Raw genomic sequence first — 14,893 nt, forward strand, 5'->3', positions numbered from 1 at the left:
CCTTCTTTCATGACAAGCTGCCGATTCGTCGCAAGAATCGTTCGGTTTTCGTCGTGATTTCTTGGTAGACAATCGGCTGTGAACAGAACGTGGTATAGTCGATGTCATTTAAGCTCCGGATGAGCAGACGAGCTCCCCATAGAAACCCGAGGACGGAGGAGAGGAACATGCCGACGCCGTACATATCGAAACCGAGTACAAACAACAGGGTAGTCGTGAAGCTCGCCACCGCATAAAATCCAGTCAAACTGATGGCAGCGCGACGTTCGTCAAAATAAAGCAAAATCAAGAAGAACGTGATGATCAAACTGAGGAACCAACTACCGAGTACCACGATAATGTAAATATCGATTTGGTTTTGCGTCATCCCTAGGAAGGGAAGCATACGCACACCTAAAAATAAGAAGATGAACGTGATTAACATTTGAACTTGAGCCATGAACAAGAGCTCGGAACCAAGTGTTCGATACATCTCTTGTTTTGCGTTCTGAATATCTTTGTACGGGTATCCGTTCAAAATCCGACCGTAATATTTTTTATACGTCGTATAAAAAGTCGTCTCGAGCGTGACCATAAACAACACGAGAGAAGGTAAGACGCTCAAATAGGCGTAGAACACCGGGGTGTCATAGTAAGGCGCCATTAAGAAGGTCTCCCCGACAACGATGGCCCGGTCTCCAAACCAAGTCGCCAAATTATGTCCGTATAATCCGAAATAATAGGCAACACCAATTAAAAACAGGAGCGGGTACTTCTCGAGATAGACGAGAAAATAAAAGTAATTACGATCGTTCACTTGAAAGTAATTGTGGATGTCTCGGAATAACCGAATCAAGATGATAAAAAAGCCGATGTTTAGTCCGATGAAGACCGAGGTCGGTGTCGCTGAATCGAGTGGTCCCGTCAACAGCCAAATGAAAAATGCCGCGACAATCGTTCCGAGTAAATAGCTCTTGACGATTTTTTTGTAGTCTTTCAGAGCGGACACATACATCGATAAAATCCAAATGACAGAGAGCTGGGTGAAGTATAAATACGTCACGAGCTTATAGCTGAAAGGTAGCGGAGACCCGGCGTAGAAGACGACTGTCATCACAAACCCGATTAAGACGACGAGACTGATGAGTCCGTATAAAGACGACAAGACGTGCTCTTCTTTCTCTAAAAACGTCTGATCGGCTACGAACCGAGAAATCGTGAACAAAAAGCCACCGGTCAGCAATTGAGAGAAGATAAATGTGTATTGGACCGCTGCCATATAGATGTTAATTTCTGTTGCGGCGACGTCCAAAAAGAGAAGCCATTCGCGTGATGCTGTGATTAACAGAATGGATAAAAACATAGGACCGACCGCAGTAATCGAGGAATATCCATAGGCGCGGAGTTGTCCGAAAAAGCTAGATTGGTCATACAGACGCTTCAGTTGAAATCCGATTCCGGCCATGACGTTCTCCTTTCTCGTAATAAGATTTATAACGGTCAATCATCATGTGGAGCGTGTAACGGTTGAGGACGCGTTCCCGCCCATTTTGTCCATATGTCATTCTCGATTCCGGGCGCTCGATTAATTTTATGATCTCTAACGCCAGCAGGTGAAAATGCATGACAGGGACAGTTGTGCCGGCTGGACCGTAGTGATCTTCTGGTCCTTCTAACAGTTCACGGCACCCTCCGACGTCGGTTGAGACAAAGGGAATCTCCATCGCAAGCGCCTCTAAAATTACCAGAGGTTGTCCTTCGCTAATGCTTGAGAGGACAAGAATGTCCATGAACGTCAAGTAGTCCGTGACGTTGACAGGTCCAGTAAAATGTACGTTCTGTAAATCAAGTGTGTCGATTAAGTCGAGGCATTCGTCGTAGTAATCTTCATCTTCGTCCAAGGGACCGATGATATAAAAATTGGAGTCAGGGAACGTCTCCTGAACAAGCGCGAACGCCTGTAACATCGTCTTGATGTCTTTGATTGGAACAACACGTACGATGGCCCCGATATGAATCCCAGGTCGTGTCGCCCGGAGTTCGGGCGAAAATCGAGCGACATCGATACCGTTTGGAATGAGAAACGTCTTGTTTGGGGGGCAACCGAGCTCCAATTGGATTTCACGATTCCCTTCGAACAAGGTACTGACGTCGTCGGCGTATTGATAGGCGCAGTTGGATAAACTGTAGAAGTAATCAATCCATACATCCTTGAAGTAGCCTTTGATCCATGAGGACTTAATGATCTCTTCTTCACGTTCACGTGTATAAATCCCATGTTCTGTGATAAGCAATGGTTTTCCGTACTGATACTTCGCAAGTGCCCCTAAGACGCCGGCGTATCCCGTCGACACGCTATGATAGACGTCGGCAACGGGCACTTTTTGATCGATGCAGACGAAGAGCGGAAGTAACATCGAACGTAGCGCCCAAAACATGTCCGTGAACGGAACTTGCATGAAACGTTTTTCACACAGGATGGTGACGATGTCATAAAAATCTTTACTTCCTAAAAAGTTCATAACCGAGTCGATTCGGCCACTCGTAAAGAAGTTGAATAGGACATCCCAATCGGTCTGACGGTTAGACATAAGGGAGAGGAAGGCCAACCGTTCGGCTTCAGTCAATTTGTAACGTTTTCCGGTCACGATGGCTTGATCCAAGTAATCCCCGAGATGAATTTCTCGCAATTCAATCAAATTCGGAGGGAGCGTATATTTGGGCTTCGCGCCTTTTAACTCTTTAGCGGAAATCGAATAAACGATGAAGTCATGTTCAGGCATTTGCGTAATGATGGATTGAATCCAGCTCGAGACACCACCTGTGACGTGAGGATAGGCCCCTTCTGAAATCAGACAAATTTTCATATCGTTTCCTCCAATTGAATCGTGAACGATAACGACTCCGACTTCACGAGGTATAAACCTGGACCGATTGATTCAAGCTGACAATCGGTGTAGTCCGCTACCGGGATGGGTGTCGTGAAATAAAAGAATGTTTCATCCGATCCTTCGTCAAGCGTGAACGTGTAGGTGTTATCTGTTTTTTTCGTATAAATCGAGCCGTTAAAGAAGTGATGGTTGTCTGCTACGTCTGACGCTTTTGTGGAGCGGAGCCATGGTACTTCTCGTTGTTGCATCTCATGACTGTCTTTAAAAGAAGCCAGAAATTGTTCGCCACCTTCTTCTGACGTGACGGCTTGAGGCATGATTTGTGTGGAGATGAGTCCGCTCGAGACGAGCTCATTAAACGTATACCACTTCGTCAAGTCTGTGTTGGTGAAGTCGCTTGGAGCAGAAGGGAGTCGCAATTGGTCCTCTTGCATGGTAGGGAATTGGGTACCGCCAAGGGCTACAGTCACATCTGAAAAGGATTGGTTGAGCCGCGTCTCGTCGAGCGGTGAAGTAGCGAGAACGGTTTTGACGGTGAGACCTGGCAACGCATATTGGAGTTGTTGACTATTGGCCTTATACCAACCTTCTTGCTGCTTTTCAGGGGCTGATATAATGGCGACCTCACCACCCGACCGTAACGTCTCGCGTCCATAGAGTGCCAAATCTTCGGAGTAAGCAGACGTCTCTAGTTGGGGATTCAAAGACGGGCTTGCCGTAGCCATCACGTAGTTCAAGTCATACTTAGCTTCCACCCGCTGGAGTTCTGCCCAAAAGATATTTCGATAATAGTCTCGATCTGTCATCGAGGATGAGATGTTTCTTTCGTCCGAGCTATGAAACGGGAAGCCATGTAACGCTGTGATTTTCGTATTCAAAATAGGGCGTAGCATTGGGTCTGTGTGTGACAGACCCACAAAGAACAAGGCATGTTCTAAAGGATCCTCCATCATCGTTCCGTTGAAGAAAATGAAACGTCCGGCTTGATAGTCGGTTTGCCAAAGCAGCGGGACATCTTGGCTCGAACGTGCGAGTAATGTCGCGCTCGGATCAAGACGAACGGTTAGGGACGAATTAATCAGTTCTTCGGTCTCGAATGTTTGATAATCAGAGGCACCGAAAAACGGATTCGTTAATTGAATTCCGGTCGTCTCGACAAAGTTACCCACCTCAATCAAACCGACGTGACGGTATATCTCCATGAAACGGGGGCTTGGAGAAGGTCTCGTCGCAAAAAAGACAGTTCCTCCTTTGCCTACATAATTTAAGAGAATGTCGCGGTCACGTAATAAGTCGAGCCGTTCTGTCGCGATGATGACGGTTGTGGCTTCGGGTAGACTCGTTAGCTTTTCAATCGAGGACACGGTCACACGTTTGCCGATGCCTTCAAGCCGTGCTTGTAAAGATGCACTAAGACGAGTTTCTTTTTGACTGTTGATAATCAAAAACGAATCGATTGTCCCGTCTTTATTAGGATCAATCGATTGGGTGCGAATTGCACTAACGGATGACTCGTTAAACAAAGGTAGCTTCAGCACATAGTCTGATCGAATCAAAACAAACAGAACACCTAATACGGCGATAAATACCCCGATAATATATAATCCTTTTTCAAGTTTGAACGCATGTTTCACTGTTTTCACCTATATCCAAAATCGTAGTTGATTGAGTCCATCCGGCGATAAACGTACTTCAGAGGAGCGAAGCAGATGAATCATTTCGTGGACTCGCTTTACATTTTTCATTGCATAATGAACGGCCATTGCTTCAAAATAGGCCGTTTCGTTCGTAGGATGTTGATGTAAAAACAAATCACTCGCTTGAAGCGCATGCTCATATTCACCGAGCGAAAGTGCCATCTGGATACGCTCCACATGATAGATGGTTTCCGCACGGCCATCCACATCAATCAAATTGGCTAGCGCATGGAGATAGGTGTAGGCATACTTCATTTGGGTCCGTCTGTCTAGAAACTCCATGTCCATGATCTGTTTTAAAATTTGTAAATACGATTTAATAACTTGTGGGTCCTCAGGCCGTTCTTCGAGTTCGCGTTCTAGATGACGCAGTTGTTTAGAGAGGTGCGTTTTAGCTTGTTGAAGTGCGGTTGCCGCGTAATGAGACGTCTCATTGTCTTCACTCTTCAAAGCAGCTGCAAGCATCGGTGCCTGTTGGAGGAAATCATTTTTTAAGATGTTCATGAGTGTTTTACGTTTAATTTGATTCGTATTTAAAATCAATGCATCTTGTAGGGAAATCATATTTGTCTCACTTGATTTATCCGGGAGGCTTAGACTTACGTCTTCATAGGCCTCTTTTCGTAAAAGCCAATCAGGGAGTTCTGTTGCATCGTGTTTCGAACGTTGTAAATAGTAGATGATTCCCCAACTGAAAAATGGTAAAGCGATCAGCGTGAAGGCCATTGGAATAAAATCTTTCCGTTGTTTGAGGAAGACGATGACAAGAGTAATCACTGCCAAAACATAGTGGAGGATTAAGGCGTTACTCAACATAAGATACGTCCTCCACGACCTCGGCATGAATGGATTTTTGGGCTAACCGTTCAATAACGATTTGCGATTCATCCACAGTCGCGTTTGATAATAGGGCATATAGTTCATTGTCATCACGATAACCTAAATAATCTGTCGTTCGTAATGTGGCATCTACCGAGTGTAGGACAGTGTCAGTTAGGGATTCGCGAATGTGTAATAACGTGTAAGGGATGTTTAACTCTACTTTGGCCTGTTCTTTTTGTATGACAATCCGTTCGAAATAGTCTTGTTTCAGAGCGTTTGTATTTCCGACGTATCGATCAAGTTGGACGGCATCAATATAACCAAATGAACGATCGAGCGATGAGTTGATCAAACGCGTCATAACATCGATTAGGTTTCGGTAGGACAGCGTCAAGTTTTGGAACGGAACTTGGTAACATAAAATCACAGCAAATATTTCGCCTTGGCGGAGCAACGGCGCGCCGAACATGGCTTCCTCTGGAGTGAGCGCTGTATTAAACACAATTTCTTTAGATTGAACCACTTCGTTCACTAGCGAATGTTGCTCGAGGTCTAGTGAATTTTTAGGGTGAAACTCGGGATTGGCTGATTTGGCTGCTAATCGTGCAAAAGCAGATTGATTTACTAAATAGATGGCGAAATGGTTAGCCTTCAATGTTTTTTCGAGTACAGAAATTGATCCGACAAACAGTCCTTCTGGCTCTAAGCTGTCAAGTGCACGCGTCGCTTCATAAACACTTCCGATACTGTCTTCCGAACGAATGATTTGTTGATGTAACTGATTTTTGATATCGAGTGTTTCTTCATAAATCTCATTTAAGAAGTGGTGACGTTCACTCGTTGCGGCTAACTCATCTTTTAAAAACTGAATCTCAATTTTGCGACGGTCCATGACATAACTCACGATTAGTCCAATCAATAGGTAAATTGTAAATACCGCGAGAATTGAGTTATCGACGAACAAAGAGAGAATATTTCGACCGGTCGCAGCATGATCATAGAATTGAACACCAACAGCCAAAATCGAGGCTACGAGGGATTGGGTTTTCCCAAACAGTAAGGCTGCTAACAACACATAGATAAACCAATAATCTGGTGCATCTACAACAGGTGTCATGATGAGTGAGAGCGCAAAAAAGATGAGAAATAACGTTAAATTCTCAGCAATTCGAACAAACGGGTTCGAGAAGAGTGCGGTGAACTTCGTCGGTTTCTTCTCGTCTGAGACAGACGTTGTGACTTCATGTTTGTCATAGTACAACCGAGTTGCGTGCAATCCTTCTTCAATCGTATACTTCGGTACCCAATCCAAGTCGGTTTTTAATTTGCGATTTTCAAATGGAGCTGCGTGTGTCTTGGCAGTATGACTGTATGTCACGTCATTCAAACCGAGAAGTTCAGATAAACGGCGCAGAGAAGTTTGAGTGCTAGACGATAGATTGTATATGCCGGTTAATTGACTCATGACACTGCGATATACGGCGTCGGCTACATCCCCTACAAAAATGAAGTCGTATATCCAGTCAGGGCTACCATTTAGATGAATATTCGTACCTTTTGAAGCGGCAGAGGTCACAGTAGTGATGAGTGAACTCTCTGAACTAGTATGTTGCTTCGGTCCATAAACATGGCCCAATCGAAGTATGAGTGTTGGAAGTCCGTATAATTCAGACCATTGTTCACAGTACGCTTCACCATGGAGTTGATCGAGTGCGAACGGTGTGGCTGGAGCAAGGACTGTTGTCTCTGTAATGAGTCCTTCACTCTGATTTCCATATACCTCTAAGGTCGAACAATAAATAAATTGTTTCACCTGATATTTTTTTGAAAGTGTCAATAGATTAAGGAGACCGTTCACGTTCGACTGAACTGGGTGAGATAGATGGGAATGTTGATTCGATGCGGCACAATGGATCACGACATCGAAGGAGTATGTTCTAAAAAAAGCTTCACACTTCGGATCGGATATGTCCGAGATTAAGAAGCGATGTTTGAAATCAATATTTGATTTCGTGCCAGATGAGAGATTATCAAGTATATGTACGTGATGACCTTCTTTAAAGAATCGTTCAGCGAGAATGCTGCCAATAAATCCGTAGCCGCCTGTAATTAATATATTCATCTTCTAGCCCCTTCATGATTTGAAAGTAAGAATGCGTAAGGAATATTATAATCGACGGATGTTGCATTTACCTAAAATCGAAGAAAGGACAATGTGCTCCTTATAATTAGTCGAATAATGTAGAATTTAAATGCTGATTCTACATATTTTCTCCAATATTAGTTTGAAACATACGTTACCTTTTATCCGTATAGATTTAATACCCTGATTAATAAGAAGGAGGAGGACTATGAGACGTGAACAACACATCCGCCGCCTTGTCGATTACGCACGGCAAGGGAAGACGAAGACATTTATCCTGGGAGCGGCCTCGGCCATCATCACGGGAACGCTCGTCCAATACATAGCTCGATTTGAATTCATAGTGCTCGGGATCGGGTTTCTCGGTGTCATCCCGCTGGCGATTCACGAATGGAAACTCGGAACAATCCGGGCATCGTTCAACCATAGTGCGACGTATCAACGGCTCGTTCGGTTGCCGTTTTGGCTGACGTTATGCGGATTGGTCATGCTGTACGTGGTTCTCGGCTGGTACGATTCCGGCTCGGCGGGTCCGTCCTTCTTTATCTTGTTCGCAGCGCTCTGCATCGGGATGTTTGGTCTCCAGCGTGCCTTCGACCGGGTTATCTTGAAACTCGAGCCGGACTATATCACCGACCGCGAGCTGCATCGCGAGTTGAAATGAAAACGAGGTCACCCGGCGCGGGGTGGCCTCGTTTTTGCTTACAGGTAGCGTTCGTTCATGACCCGGCCCCGCACCGGTTTGGCCGGGGAGCCGTAGGCGACGACGTGATTCGGGATGTCCTTGACGACCGTGGCCCCGGCACCGATGACCGTGTCATGTCCGATGTGAATTCCATGGATGACTGTCGCGCTCATACCGATGAACGTGCGGGCGCCGACATATACGTTGCCGCCGAGATGCGCGCCCGGGGCGACCGAAGCGAACGGTTCGAGCACACAGTCGTGATCGACCGACGCCATCGTATTGATGATGCTATGAGGACCGATGACGGCATTCGGGTTGATGACGCTACCGGCCATGACGGCCGTTCCTGCGCCGAGGGTGACGTTCTTGCCGATAATAGCACTCGGGTGCACGGCGTTGACGAATTCAAAGTCTGGATTGTATTTCATAACTTTTTTGGCAATGTTCTCACGATGGTGATTCACTCCGACCCCGATAATCCCTTTCTGAGCCACAAGCTTAGAATCAATCAGTCCTAGTACCGGATACCCAGCAATGAACTTTCCTACTAGACTGGGACTGTCATCGTAAATTCCCGCAATCCGATAAACACCCATTAGTTCAAGTATATCGATGAGAACTTGTGCGTGACCGCCTGCACCAAATATCACAATCCATTCCATAATTGGTCACCCCTTTTGCCGAAAACTGTCGAATTTTATACTGTACGTTAGTTATTTCCGATTCACCATATTTAAAACAAAATCAAAAAGAAGTTACGAGAATGGTTTGATATCAAAGCATATTCCACATGAGGGTCTCATCCCGAAATAACGAGGCAGACGATAAATAAACAACATTATACGAAAGGTTTGGATTGCAAAAGCATTATTCGCATTTCCGTTTTGTTGTTTTTCGGACGGGCTATTTTCCTAAAGTAATCTACTTACGGAAGGAGTGCTCGCCATGCCTTTAAAATTGATGTACATTACGAACCAGCCGGAGATTGCGCTGCTCGCTGAACAGAACGGAGTCGATTGGGTATTCGTCGATTTAGAACTGAACGGAAAAGAAGAACGACAAGGTCATCTCGACACGGTCATTTCACGCCACGCAATCCGCGACGTGAGTCGGTTACGTGCGGTGTTGAAGCATGCCGAGCTGCTTGTTCGTGTCAATCCGATTTTCCAAGGATCACGCTATGAGATCAATGAAGTCATCAATCGCGGGGCCGACGTCGTCATGTTGCCATACTATAAGACAAGCGACGAAGTCGCGACATTCATCGAACTCGTCGACAAGCGAGCCAAGGTCTGTCTGTTGTGCGAGACGAAAGAAGCCGTCGCTTGTATGCCGGACGTGCTCAAACTACCGGGTATCGACTACGTCCATATCGGATTGAACGACTTGCATCTCAGTTACGGGCAGAGCTTTCTGTTTGAACCGCTCGCCGACGGGACCATCGAGGCGGTCGTTCATCAAATTCAAGCATCGGGCATCCCGTACGGCTTCGGTGGCATCGCCCGGATCGGGGAAGGGAAGCTCCCAGCCGAGAAGGTGCTCGGGGAGCATGTCCGACTCGGCTCGTCGCTCGCCATCTTGTCGCGCAGCTTCTGCAATATCGGGGTGACCGGAAAATTTGACGCCAGACAGGCACAAATGTTCCAAGAAGGGGTATGGAAAATTAGGGTGTACGAGCAACAGCTCGAATACGCGACACCGGAGTGGTTGGAATTGAACCGGTTGAGCCTCGTCTCGACCGTCGATGCCATCGCGACGGAAATCCAGAACCGGAAAGGGATTTTGTCATGAATTTGCTGTCAACAGGAGTGCGTTTGGCTCCTGAACAACTCACAAAACTCGAACAACTCGGCTATACGGTGACGACGCTCCGCGAAGAAGCGGACGTAACAGACATCGATGTCTCAGAGGTCGAGGGCTTGATTTGTAACAATGTGTTTCAATATCGCCAATGTGAGGATTTCGAACGGCTGCGGTTCGTCCAAGCCATCAGCGCCGGACTCGACCGTCTGCCGCTCGACGAACTCGAGGAACGAGACGTCCGCATCTATAATGCCGGCGACACGTATGCCGTGCCGATGGCCGAATGGGTCGTCTGGCAATTGCTGGACTTCATGAAGCATGGGGCGGCGTTTCGTGAGAAGCAGGCGAATCGGCATTGGGAGAAGGAGCGTCGATTGCGCGAACTGACCGGAAAGACCGTCGCCTTGCTTGGCCTCGGCCACGTTGGAGAGGCGATTGCGACGCGGCTCCGGGCGTTCGATATGACCATCATCGGCGTCGGGCATCGCGAGAAACAAGTGTCGTTCGTCGACCGTTACGTGTTGATGGATGAGCTACACGACGTCTTGGCGGAGAGTGACGTCATCGTCATCGCTTTACCGCTCACCGACGAGACGTATCACATGATCGATGCGGAGGCGCTTGCGGCCATGAAAGAAGACGCTGTCTTGTTGAACGTCGCGCGCGGCTCGATTATCGACGAGACGGCGCTCATCGCCGCACTCGAGGAAGGGAAGTTCTTCGGGGTCGCCTTGGACGTCTTTGAGACCGAGCCGCTCCCATCGGACCACGCGCTCTATAACTTCGAATGGGTGACGCTCACCCCGCACAATTCATACGTGTCGGACCGGGTGAACGAGCGGCTGTTTGATAATATCTTTCATAACTTGTTACATGAACAACCTAACTGACACACGAAGCTGACCCAAGGGTCGGCTTTTTTCATTTTTTATACTTCACGAAAAGATTATCCACCACTCATTCTGTTTGTGAGTTACCGGGAAGGGCTTACGGGAACAACGAGGATAGAATCATCGCCTTTCACTCACATCATGAAATGACAACCTAGAAGGAGTGACCCACATGCCAAGTCTTACCCCGCTCGTCAGTTTAGTCGTGCCCATCCACAACACAAGTGCCTACTTGAGACAATGTCTTGATAGCCTTGTCCATCAAACTTATCCACACCTCGAAATTATTTGTATCGATGATGGTAGTACGGATGATAGTCTCGACATCGCCTTGAGTTACGACAAAGATCCACGGATGCGTGTCATCAGTCAGACGAATCGAGGATGCTCCTCTTGCCGAAATCGTGGCCTACAATTGGCATCAGGTGAGTACATCATGTTCATCGACAGTGACGACTGGCTCGATTTAGATGCGATTCGATTAATGGTCGAGCACGCAGAGGCAGGACGTGCCGATGCCGTCATGGGCACGTACGTCCGTGAATACACCGACCGTTCCCTCCCTAAACGAATCTTTGAGGCGGATTTTTTGTCGTATGACGCAGCGCAGACGAGACGCTATGTTCACCGCCGTTTATTCGGACTCGTCGGTGACGAGCTCGCTCATCCGGAAACGGTGGATGCGCTCAATTCAAATTGCATCACGCTCTATCACCGGGACCTCATCAAACATTTGTCGTTTGGCGGTCCATACGGGACGTTCATCGACTTGTATTTTCAAATCCAAGCGTTGGAGCATTGCCAGCGATTTATTTACATTGACTATCCGGTCTATCATTACCGAAAAACGAATGCCACATCGGAAACGAGTGTGTATCACAAAGACCTCATCTCCTCTCGCCTGCAGTTCTTTCATATATTGATGCGCTATATTGAGACGCATCAACTTGGGGAGGAGTACAATCACGCCCTCTATAATCGAATCGCCCTCAGTATGATTGGCATCGGCTTGAACGAACTCGCTGCACCGAAGTCACTTCTCGCCCAGGCCGAGTCGCTAAAACAAGTGCTCCGGCAAGAGGAATATAAGCGTGCCTATTCACAGATGGACATGCATCATTTCGATGTGAAGTGGCGGACGTTCTTCCAGCTTTGTAAGCACGAACAGACCGTGCCGCTCGTCTTGATGTTGCGTGGTGTCGATTATCTTCGGAAACGTGTATGAGGAGGGGAGAACGATGAAACGAGTGCTCATGGTCGCCTCGGTCGTCTCGATGATCGAGAGCTTCAACCGCGACAATATCCGTATGCTCCAAGAGATGGGCTATCAGGTCGACGTCGCCACGAACTTCGAGTGGGGCAGCATGTATTCGCCTGAGAAAATTGCCCGCATTAAACAGGACTTACAAGATAGTAACGTCGGTTTGTTCCAAATCGATTTCGAGCGTGACATCAAGCGGATGAACAGTCACGTCCGTGCCTATCAACAATTGAAGGCCGTCATGACGGCGAACCGCTATCACTTCGTCCATTGCCACTCGCCAATCGGCGGGGTCGTCGGTCGGCTCGTCGCCCGCCAGACGCATACGCCATGCATGTATACGGCGCACGGATTCCATTTTTTCAAGGGCAGCCCGTCACTCAACTGGATGCTGTATTATCCAGTTGAACGAACGCTCGCCCGTCTGACCGACACAATCGTCACCATCAATGAGGAGGACTTCTCGCGGGCACAGACGTTCAAGACGTCACATACGTTCCGTATCCCCGGCATCGGCGTCGACACGAAACGGATTGAGGCAATCACAATCGACCGAACGTTGAAGCGTAAAAGCCTCGGCATCGACAGTGACACCGACTTTGTCTTGTTATCGGTCGGCGAGTTGAACGAGAACAAGAATCACGAGACGATCATCCGTGCCATCGCCTCGCTAAAAGAACCCACGCTCCGCTATTTGATTGCCGGGACGGGTGACAACAACGACCACCTCGAACGGCTTATCCGGGAGCTAGGGCTCGAGCGGCAAGTCGCTTTACTCGGTTTTCGGGACGACGTCATCGAAGTGATGAAGGCCTCGGATTGCTTCGTTTTCCCATCGAAACGCGAAGGGCTCGGCATGGCCGCGCTCGAGGCGATGGCTGCTGGACTCCCGCTCATCACGTCGAACGTCCACGGCATCAATGACTATTCGATTGACGGGGTGACCGGGTATAAGTGTTCGCCGGAAGACGCTTCAGGGTTCGCTCGAGCAATCCGGACGATGCAACTCGATTTTGATTTGTCCCACCAGATGGGGCTCCACAACAGTGAGTCGGTCAAGGCGTTCGACGTCGACCGCTCGAAGACGGAGATGCGACGTATCTATTCTCAATTCCTTCAAGATAAGCCGACGTGATAGTTCATGAAAAGATGGTAGACATTTCTTTTCGATTTGCAGAGAACGTCGGGTAAGAAGTAAAGACATAGAACGATCTCATCATCTCGATTGGATTATGGTATAGGCAACTTTGTCTGAAGGAGGGCTTACGTGTGAAAAGTCAAACGATGTTACTCTCAGAAATATTTGGAGTCCTAAAGAAAAACTTTTTACTTCTCGTGTTGATGATGCTCATTGGAGGAGGGGCAGCCTATTATTTAAGTCAGTATGTGATTGCACCGACTTATGAGGCTTCGACACAAGTATTGATTGTACCTAAAGAAGAAGCCGGTACGAACGTGATTGACAGTGCCCAAGTATCTTCTTCACTATCGCTCGTAAATACGTACCGCGTCATCATGCGCAGTCCAGCCATCTTGAACGAAGTACAAGAAAGAGTGCCTGAAGCACCGACAGACATCAGTGAGATTCTTTTAGTAGAAAGTGAAGAGGACTCGCAAGTCATCAATATCGTCGTTCAATACGTTGATCCAGTCGTGGCGACTGAAATTGCAAATGTCATCACGCGCGTATTCGCGAGTGAGATTCCTGATTTAATGAACATCGACAATGTTCGCATTTTATCAGAAGCTGTCGTACCCGGTGATCCAATTGCTCCTAACCTCGTTATGAACACCGCGATTGGTCTACTTGCAGGTTTCATGGTCGGAGGAGCGCTTGCTCTCATCCGCCATACGTTTGATAAACGGATTCACGATGAACGTGAGGCAGAACTGATTTTGTCCATGCCAGTGATTGGTTCAATTCCGGTCATTGAAAAACGGGATATGAATCCCAAAGCGGTGAAGGCAAAAGCTGAAGCTGCCAAAGAACCGAAAGGAGATGACCCACATGTTCCACCTGTCAAAGAGACAAGACAAACATCGTGATTCTGGGCGTAGCCTCATCACATTGGCAAATCCTAAATCCCCGATCGCCGAACAGTATCGAACGATTCGGACCAACCTACAGTTCACGGCACTTGGTGCGACGTTACAGACGATTGTTGTCACGTCAGCGTCGCCAGGTGAAGGGAAATCAACGACGGCTTCGAACTTGGCCATCGTCTATGCGCAGCTCGGAAAACGGGTGTTGCTCATGGACTGTGATATGCGGAAGCCGACGGTGCATTTCACATTCCAACTAGCGGGGCAAACCGGTATGTCTACCGTCCTCGCTAAACGGACATCGTTTGAGCGTGCGGTTCAAATGACGAAAGTGCCAAAACTTCATTTACTGGCAGCGGGACCGATTCCGCCGAACCCATCTGAGTTATTGGCTTCTCCAATGATGAAGCAACTATTGGATGAGGTGAAAGAAAAGTACGACTTAGTTATCTTGGACGCTCCTCCACTCATGCACGTGGCGGACAGTCGACTGTTGGCAAGTGAGACCGATGGAACCATTCTCGTCGTAGGTTGTGACAATTCAAACCGCGACCTCGTCTTAAAGGCGAAAGAACAGCTCGTCTTGTCTGGTGCTCACATGCTTGGAATCGTTATGAACAAGCGGGAACGAGGCGGCAAGGACGCCTACTACGCCTATACGTACGAGTAAGGAGGG

The 14,893-nt window shown here is 47.7% G+C and carries 13 protein-coding genes; 7 read left to right on the top strand and 6 right to left on the bottom strand.

Annotated elements, in window-relative coordinates:
• Positions 1-7 precede the first annotated feature (7 nt).
• The 5 genes from pelG to M467_RS31610 all read right to left on the bottom strand — a co-directional run bounded on the left by pelG (position 8) and on the right by M467_RS31610 (position 7,511).
• Entirely contained in the window at positions 8-1,444 is a 1,437-nt protein-coding gene (pelG, locus tag M467_RS21990; protein ID WP_021066328.1) for an exopolysaccharide Pel transporter PelG, read from the bottom strand.
• A complete protein-coding gene (pelF, locus tag M467_RS21995) occupies positions 1,407-2,846 on the bottom strand; it encodes a GT4 family glycosyltransferase PelF (RefSeq protein ID WP_021066329.1) in 1,440 nt (479 codons plus the stop codon). The genes pelG and pelF overlap by 38 nt, the downstream gene beginning before the upstream one ends.
• Complete coding sequence (locus tag M467_RS22000) at positions 2,843-4,426, bottom strand: DUF2194 domain-containing protein (RefSeq protein WP_144060659.1); 1,584 nt, start codon at positions 4,424-4,426, stop codon at positions 2,843-2,845. Before M467_RS22000 ends, pelF begins: the two co-directional genes overlap by 4 nt.
• An 87-nt stretch (positions 4,427-4,513) precedes the next feature.
• Complete coding sequence (locus M467_RS22005) at positions 4,514-5,383, bottom strand: bacterial transcriptional activator domain-containing protein (RefSeq protein ID WP_021066331.1); 870 nt, start codon at positions 5,381-5,383, stop codon at positions 4,514-4,516.
• On the bottom strand, positions 5,373-7,511 hold the full coding sequence (locus tag M467_RS31610) for an NAD-dependent epimerase/dehydratase family protein (protein WP_081637920.1): 2,139 nt from the start codon (positions 7,509-7,511) through the stop codon (positions 5,373-5,375). Before M467_RS31610 ends, M467_RS22005 begins: the two co-directional genes overlap by 11 nt.
• 229 nt (positions 7,512-7,740) lie before the next feature.
• Between M467_RS31610 and M467_RS22015 the strand changes: the two genes are divergently transcribed.
• Positions 7,741-8,196: a hypothetical protein gene (locus M467_RS22015; protein WP_021066333.1), complete on the top strand. Its 456-nt coding sequence runs from the start codon at positions 7,741-7,743 to the stop codon at positions 8,194-8,196.
• Between the two features lie 38 nt (positions 8,197-8,234).
• On the opposite strand, the gene M467_RS22020 is transcribed toward M467_RS22015, so the two are convergent.
• Positions 8,235-8,882, bottom strand: a complete 648-nt coding sequence (locus M467_RS22020) for an acetyltransferase (protein ID WP_021066334.1) — start codon at positions 8,880-8,882, stop codon at positions 8,235-8,237.
• Between the two features lie 283 nt (positions 8,883-9,165).
• Between M467_RS22020 and M467_RS22025 the strand changes: the two genes are divergently transcribed.
• The 6 genes from M467_RS22025 (at position 9,166) to M467_RS22050 (ending at position 14,887) form a co-directional block, all read left to right on the top strand.
• Complete coding sequence (locus tag M467_RS22025) at positions 9,166-10,011, top strand: aldolase/citrate lyase family protein (protein ID WP_021066335.1); 846 nt, start codon at positions 9,166-9,168, stop codon at positions 10,009-10,011.
• Positions 10,008-10,913: an NAD(P)-dependent oxidoreductase gene (locus tag M467_RS22030; protein ID WP_021066336.1), complete on the top strand. Its 906-nt coding sequence runs from the start codon at positions 10,008-10,010 to the stop codon at positions 10,911-10,913. The genes M467_RS22025 and M467_RS22030 overlap by 4 nt, the downstream gene beginning before the upstream one ends.
• Before the next feature lie 172 nt (positions 10,914-11,085).
• Positions 11,086-12,138 carry a glycosyltransferase family 2 protein gene (locus M467_RS31455; protein ID WP_081637921.1) on the top strand — a complete coding sequence of 351 codons (1,053 nt, stop codon included), beginning with the start codon at positions 11,086-11,088 and terminating at the stop codon, positions 12,136-12,138.
• A 13-nt stretch (positions 12,139-12,151) separates the two neighbouring features.
• Positions 12,152-13,309, top strand: coding sequence for a glycosyltransferase family 4 protein (locus tag M467_RS22040; RefSeq protein WP_021066338.1), 1,158 nt, complete (start codon positions 12,152-12,154; stop codon positions 13,307-13,309).
• Positions 13,310-13,443: 134 nt separating this feature from the next.
• Positions 13,444-14,220 carry a YveK family protein gene (locus M467_RS22045; protein WP_021066339.1) on the top strand — a complete coding sequence of 259 codons (777 nt, stop codon included), beginning with the start codon at positions 13,444-13,446 and terminating at the stop codon, positions 14,218-14,220.
• The gene (locus tag M467_RS22050) at positions 14,183-14,887 is read left to right on the top strand and encodes a CpsD/CapB family tyrosine-protein kinase (protein ID WP_021066340.1); all 705 of its coding nucleotides are present in this window, start codon (positions 14,183-14,185) and stop codon (positions 14,885-14,887) included. Before M467_RS22045 ends, M467_RS22050 begins: the two co-directional genes overlap by 38 nt.
• The last annotated feature ends 6 nt before the right edge of the window (positions 14,888-14,893 follow it).

This window comes from Exiguobacterium chiriqhucha RW-2 (assembly GCF_000416965.1).
GTDB classification, from domain to species: domain Bacteria; phylum Bacillota; class Bacilli; order Exiguobacteriales; family Exiguobacteriaceae; genus Exiguobacterium; species Exiguobacterium chiriqhucha.

Bases quoted from the DNA above. Each gene is read 5' to 3' on its own strand.
- M467_RS22020 (WP_021066334.1), bottom strand. From the start codon at position 8,882: ATGGAATGGATTGTGATATTTGGTGCAGGCGGTCACGCACAAGTTCTC.
- pelF (WP_021066329.1), bottom strand. From the start codon at position 2,846: ATGAAAATTTGTCTGATTTCAGAAGGGGCCTATCCTCACGTCACAGGT.
- M467_RS22030 (WP_021066336.1), top strand. From the start codon at position 10,008: ATGAATTTGCTGTCAACAGGAGTGCGTTTGGCTCCTGAACAACTCACA.
- M467_RS22005 (WP_021066331.1), bottom strand. From the start codon at position 5,383: ATGTTGAGTAACGCCTTAATCCTCCACTATGTTTTGGCAGTGATTACT.
- M467_RS22025 (WP_021066335.1), top strand. From the start codon at position 9,166: ATGCCTTTAAAATTGATGTACATTACGAACCAGCCGGAGATTGCGCTG.
- M467_RS22040 (WP_021066338.1), top strand. From the start codon at position 12,152: ATGAAACGAGTGCTCATGGTCGCCTCGGTCGTCTCGATGATCGAGAGC.
- M467_RS31610 (WP_081637920.1), bottom strand. From the start codon at position 7,511: ATGAATATATTAATTACAGGCGGCTACGGATTTATTGGCAGCATTCTC.
- M467_RS31455 (WP_081637921.1), top strand. From the start codon at position 11,086: ATGCCAAGTCTTACCCCGCTCGTCAGTTTAGTCGTGCCCATCCACAAC.
- M467_RS22015 (WP_021066333.1), top strand. From the start codon at position 7,741: ATGAGACGTGAACAACACATCCGCCGCCTTGTCGATTACGCACGGCAA.
- pelG (WP_021066328.1), bottom strand. From the start codon at position 1,444: ATGGCCGGAATCGGATTTCAACTGAAGCGTCTGTATGACCAATCTAGC.
- M467_RS22050 (WP_021066340.1), top strand. From the start codon at position 14,183: ATGTTCCACCTGTCAAAGAGACAAGACAAACATCGTGATTCTGGGCGT.